Below are 4,955 nucleotides of genomic sequence, written 5' to 3'. Positions count from 1 at the left end.
GGCGAAGGTGTCCGTCGACGTAGCGCAGGACCGTGTCGATCTGCGCCGAGGCTCCCATGATCATACGGACGAACACCTCGGCGTGGCCGTCGCCATCGGCGTCCGCCGTGCCGAGAAGCTTCTGGTCGCCCGCACTCCCCGGCCCCAGGTTCACCACGTCGCTGCCGCCGCCCGAGTAGTACACGGCCAGCGCTCCCCCGGCGGACAAGGTCACCTGGTCCGGCCTGCCGTCACCGTCGACGTCCCCGTCACGTGCGGACCGGGCCGGGCCGGCGGACGTCGCGCCAGCAGTGGAGGTAGGCCGGGTGGCTGGCTGTGTGGCCGGCTGTGTGGCCGGAGTGTTCGAGGTGTTACCTGCGCTGGCGACCGGCTGCACGCCGGCCTGGCCGGCGCTCGGTTTCCCGCCGCTCGGCTGGGATGCGATGGGTCCGCATCCGGGCAGGAATACGGCGAGAAACGCAACCGCTGTCAGCGGAACGATAGATCGTGTGGCACGCATAGTCGGCCCCCAGATACCCCGTCGGTGGTCTCCCTATAAAAGACGCCGCGGTCACAACATGGTTGCGGACTGTCGCCCGTCAGACAGCAGCCTGGATACCGCCTTGGGTAATCACGCCGCCCACACCCCCTTCCACTCGTCACGGCGGTACCACCAATGACACAAGGATCTTCTCGTCCTAGCCTGATGTCGTGGCAGGGACCTATCACCTTCTGATGATCTGCGGCAGCCTTCGCGCGGGGTCTACCAACGCGGCGCTCCTTCGCACGGCGCAGGCCGTCGCACCCGACAGCCTGGTGGCCGATGTCTACGGCGGGATGGGTGGCCTACCGCAGTTCAATCCAGATGATGATCGGGAGCCCGCACTGCCCGCTGTCGCCGACCTGCGTGCCCGGATCAGTGCCGCGGACGCCGTCGTCTTCTGCACGCCGGAGTACGCCGGCGGCCTCCCGGGATCCCTGAAGAACCTCCTCGACTGGACCGTCGGAAGCGGGGAGCTGTATCGAAAGCACGCAGCGTGGATCAACGTCTCCACCACCACCGGCGCCGTCCACGCCCACGCGTCGCTGCGCACCGTCCTTGGCTACGTCGGCGCCGACCTCATCGAACAGGCGTGCACCCACCGTCCCGTACCCCGACACGCCATCGGCCCCGACGGGATGATCAGAGACCCGGAGATCCGGGCGGACGTACTCGACGTTCTCAACGCCCTGGCCAGACGCCTCGACGGCACCGACAAGCCGACCGGCGTCCGCGACCCGCTCGACCCACCGGACTCCGGCCCGTCGCCGAACGGTCCGTCGCCGAACGGTCCGTAGCGTGTGCTGGATCGACTTCCGTACGTCGGCCAGGCAGACGAACAGGTAGAGGCTCTCGGCAGATGACAGTGACCCGCCGACGCGGCTGTGGGCGATGGGCTGCCCGGGGCATCGGGCGGCCATCCCGTCTCGGTGCCGTGCGGCACCGCCTCATTCACCACCTGCGCCGCGTCGCTCGCTGCACCAGAATGACGCCCGCAGGATGACGGCCCTCCCCCCCGCTCCTGGGCAAGGCTGTCGAACTCACCGGAACCTTCGCACGGCCCCGGGCACGAGTGGAAGGTAGACGTACATTCTCTGTCCGATTTTCGGCTTTTTGGGATGTCAACCTTCCACTCGTCACAGCGGCACAACCTCGGCATCGGCATGAATTAGTTGATCATGCACAACCGGCCCCCTGACGCGGGCAGGGGCACCAGCGCCCACACTGATCCGTATGTTGCGTGCCGTGACGGCGACCCGCTACGCCACCCCGCTGCGGGAGGGCGGCAGCCTGCCCGGCCTCATGGAGGGCGACGACCTCGGCACGTGGGTGGTGAAGTTCCGGGGAGCGGGCCAGGGTCCCAAGGCGCTCGTCGCCGAGGTCGTAGTGGGCGAACTCGCCCGGGCGCTGGGGTTGCCCGTGCCCGAACTGGTCGTGATCGACCTCGACCCGCAGCTTGGCCGGACCGAGCCGGATCAGGAGATCCAGGAGCTGCTGCGAGCCAGCGCGGGCAGCAACCTCGGCATGGACTACCTGCCCGGTTCCATCACCTACGATCCACTCGCCTTCCAGGTCGACCCGGCCCTCGCCGCCCGAGTGCTCTGGCTGGACGCGCTGACCCTGAACGTGGACAGGTCGTGGCGGAACCCGAACCTGCTCGTCTGGGGCAGGCGGCTCTGGCTCATCGACCACGGCGCGGCGCTGTACGTACACCACAACTGGTCCGGGGCGGCCGGCGCGGTCGACCGGGTGCTGCCGCGCTGGCAGGAGCACGTCCTGCTGCCCGGAGCCGACGCCCTGACAGCCGCGGACGCGGAGCTCGCCCCACTCGTCCAGGCGGACCTGCTGGGCGAGGTGCTCGCCCAGGTCCCGCCAGCGTGGCTGGACGTCACCCCGGACGTCTACGTCGACTGGCTGCTCGCCCGGGTCGGCGGTGACCGGCCGTGGTTGCGCGCGATGACGCTGTCGGTGGACCTCGACGACCCGCCGGCGGCCCGGTCGGGCAACCAGCCCGCCAACCAGCCCGCCAACCAGCCGGCCGGACCGCCGGCGTGGCTGCGGGCGGCCCGCGGTGGCTGACCTGTTCGAATACGCCGTGGTACGGGTCGTCCCGAGGGTCGAACGCGGTGAGTGTGTGAACGTCGGGGTGGTGCTGTGGTGCCAGCGCGCCGGCTACCTGCAGGCCCGGTGCGCGGTCGACGCCGACCGGCTGACCGCCCTCGACCCGTTCCTCGACCACACCGTGGTGTCCGCGAACCTCGCCGCGTTCGAGCAGGTGTGCACGGGCGGGCCGGCGGCGGGCCCGGCCGGCGCGCTGCCGCCGGGTGAGCGGTTCCGGTGGCTGACGTCACCACGGAGCACGATCGTGCAGACATCGCAGGTGCACAGCGGTCTCACCGACGACCCGGTTGCCGAGCTGGGCCGGCTCGTCACGCTGCTCGTCGACCGTCCCGGCCCGGTCCCTACCCCACCAGCTCCACACTGCAAAAGGATGTCGCCGCACGCGCCAGGCGACCGTCAGAGGTCACGAGGGTGAGGTCGCGGTCGATCGTAGCCAGGAGCTGCTGGTTCCGGCCGAACTGCGCCTGACGGGTGAGTACACCCAGCAGGAATGCCTGCAGAGACCAAGAGCGACCGGCAATAGCGGACGCGGCGTCGCGGGGCTCGGCGTCCTGACCCAGCGCGTGCCGTATGTCCTCAGGCACGTCCCGAATCGTCAAGGTAACAATTACGCCTGCAATATGCAGGCGATATGTAGTCGCCGTCAAGTCACAGCGTCAGACCGGGCCGGGCCGGGCCGGGCCGGAGTCGGATCAGATCCAGGCAGCAACAGAACGGATCGGTTCCGTAACAACCAGACCCGCCGGGGGTCAACCATGCCTCCTATGATAAGAATAACAATTATTTTGAAAATTTACTTATAGTAACGGATTGCGAGCATTATGGATCGTCCTCTGAAGCTGTGGGTCGGCGTCGCGACCACCGGCCTCATAGTCGCGCTGACGACGTCAGCGTGCGCGACATCCGGGGCTGCCGAGGCAGCCGGGGCAGCCGGGGCGGCAACGGCGTGTAGTGCTCCCGGCGTCACCCCGAAGGAGTTAAAGATCGGATTAGTCTTCCCGAACACCGGTATCCTCGCCACGGTGTTCCGCTCCGTCCGCAGCGGCGTCGAGGCGCGGATCGGCGTGGCGAACGCCACCGGCGGCATCCGCGGTCGACAGATCAGCATCGAATGGCGCGACGACGAGTCGGACGCCACCAAGAACCTCACCGCGTCCCGCGACCTCATCGAGAACGTCGGTGTTTTCGGGATTCTTCAGGAGACGTCGTTCGTCAGCGGCTCAGCCGAGTACCTCAGTACCAAGGGCGTCCCGGTTACCGGTCTCGTCACCGATTCGACATGGGGCAAATATTCGAATATGTTCACCGCCTCAAACCAGTACGCCGACGGCTCGAACGTGAGCACGTTCGGGCTGTATGCCAAGCAGAACGGCGGCACGCGGGCGTACCTGCTGGAAAGTACCCTGCGGGCGTCGTCCCGGATGGCGGCAGCGAAACTCGAGGCCAGTCTCAAGTCGCAGGGTATCCGGATCGTGGGCACCGGCGACTACTCGGAGAATTCGACCGACCCGGCTCACGTCGCCGCCGATATCCGGCGCAGCGGCGCCGATGTGATCGTCGGTGCGATCTCGGGAACCGGGCTCGCCAACGTGGTCAAGGCGGCGCGGGCGGCCGGGGTACCGATCAAAGCCGCGTTCGGCCCGGACGGCTACTATCCGAGTCTACTGCCGCAGTTCGGCCCGTCCATCGCCGGCATGGCCGTCTACATCGGCTTCACACCGTTCGAGGCACACTCCGCAGCCCTGGATGCATACCGAAACGCGATGGTGCAGTATGCACCCGAGCTCAATCCGCCGGATCAGGGAACCGCTGTCATGGGCTACATCACGGCAGATCTCTTCCTCCGCGGTCTGGCAGCCGCCGGCGACTGTCCCACCCGGAGCGGCTTCATCCAGTCGCTGCGGGCCGTCCACAACTACAATGCCGACGGCCTGCTCGCGGAAACCGTCGACATGGCGACGAGTTCCATCCAGGTGAGTCGGTGTTACTTCTTCGTGCGGGTGAACGACGCGGCGACGGCCTTCGAGGTGGTACCCGGCGGCCGTGGCCCGGATGGCAAGCAATGGTGCGGCGAGCCGATCGCCGCCGAGTGACGGCATATCCGGCGGCCCGCGCCAGTGCGTGTGTGTGAAGCATCTGTCCGGCTCGCGTATCCCCGGAGCCAGACCATCGCTTCGCGAGGCCCGGCACCCGGCACCCCGGCACGAGTGGAAGATAGACATACATCCTATGTCCGATTTGTGGCTTTCTGAGATGTCAACCTTCCACTCGTCAGGGCCGCACAGCCGATGCCATAATGATCGCCTCGTCGTAC

5 protein-coding genes are annotated in these 4,955 nt (G+C 67.6%); 4 read left to right on the top strand and 1 reads right to left on the bottom strand.

Annotated elements, in window-relative coordinates:
* The coding region (locus U9977_RS25675) for an FG-GAP repeat domain-containing protein (protein ID WP_322751856.1) at window positions 1-499 on the bottom strand (499 nt) is incomplete at its 3' end.
* Between the two features lie 191 nt (window positions 500-690).
* On the opposite strand from U9977_RS25675, the gene U9977_RS25670 reads away from it, so the two are divergent.
* The 4 genes from U9977_RS25670 to U9977_RS25655 all read left to right on the top strand — a co-directional run bounded on the left by U9977_RS25670 (window position 691) and on the right by U9977_RS25655 (window position 4,734).
* Window positions 691-1,317, top strand: a complete 627-nt coding sequence (locus U9977_RS25670) for an NADPH-dependent FMN reductase (protein WP_322751855.1) — start codon at window positions 691-693, stop codon at window positions 1,315-1,317.
* Between the two features lie 436 nt (window positions 1,318-1,753).
* The gene (locus U9977_RS25665) at window positions 1,754-2,599 is read left to right on the top strand and encodes a HipA family kinase (protein ID WP_322751854.1); all 846 of its coding nucleotides are present in this window, start codon (window positions 1,754-1,756) and stop codon (window positions 2,597-2,599) included.
* Window positions 2,592-3,056 (top strand): DUF3037 domain-containing protein, encoded by a 465-nt coding sequence (locus tag U9977_RS25660; RefSeq protein ID WP_322751853.1) that lies wholly within the window; start codon window positions 2,592-2,594, stop codon window positions 3,054-3,056. The genes U9977_RS25665 and U9977_RS25660 overlap by 8 nt, the downstream gene beginning before the upstream one ends.
* A 406-nt stretch (window positions 3,057-3,462) precedes the next feature.
* On the top strand, window positions 3,463-4,734 hold the full coding sequence (locus U9977_RS25655; RefSeq protein WP_322751852.1) for an ABC transporter substrate-binding protein: 1,272 nt from the start codon (window positions 3,463-3,465) through the stop codon (window positions 4,732-4,734).
* Window positions 4,735-4,955 lie beyond the last annotated feature (221 nt).

Origin of the sequence: Protofrankia sp. Cas8, assembly GCF_963555845.1 — a bacterium.
Taxonomy (GTDB): Bacteria; Actinomycetota; Actinomycetes; order Frankiales; family Frankiaceae; genus Protofrankia.
This window is presented reverse-complemented; position numbering and strand designations above follow the sequence as displayed.

Bases quoted from the DNA above. Each gene is read 5' to 3' on its own strand.
- U9977_RS25665 (WP_322751854.1), top strand. From the start codon at position 1,754: ATGTTGCGTGCCGTGACGGCGACCCGCTACGCCACCCCGCTGCGGGAG.
- U9977_RS25655 (WP_322751852.1), top strand. From the start codon at position 3,463: ATGGATCGTCCTCTGAAGCTGTGGGTCGGCGTCGCGACCACCGGCCTC.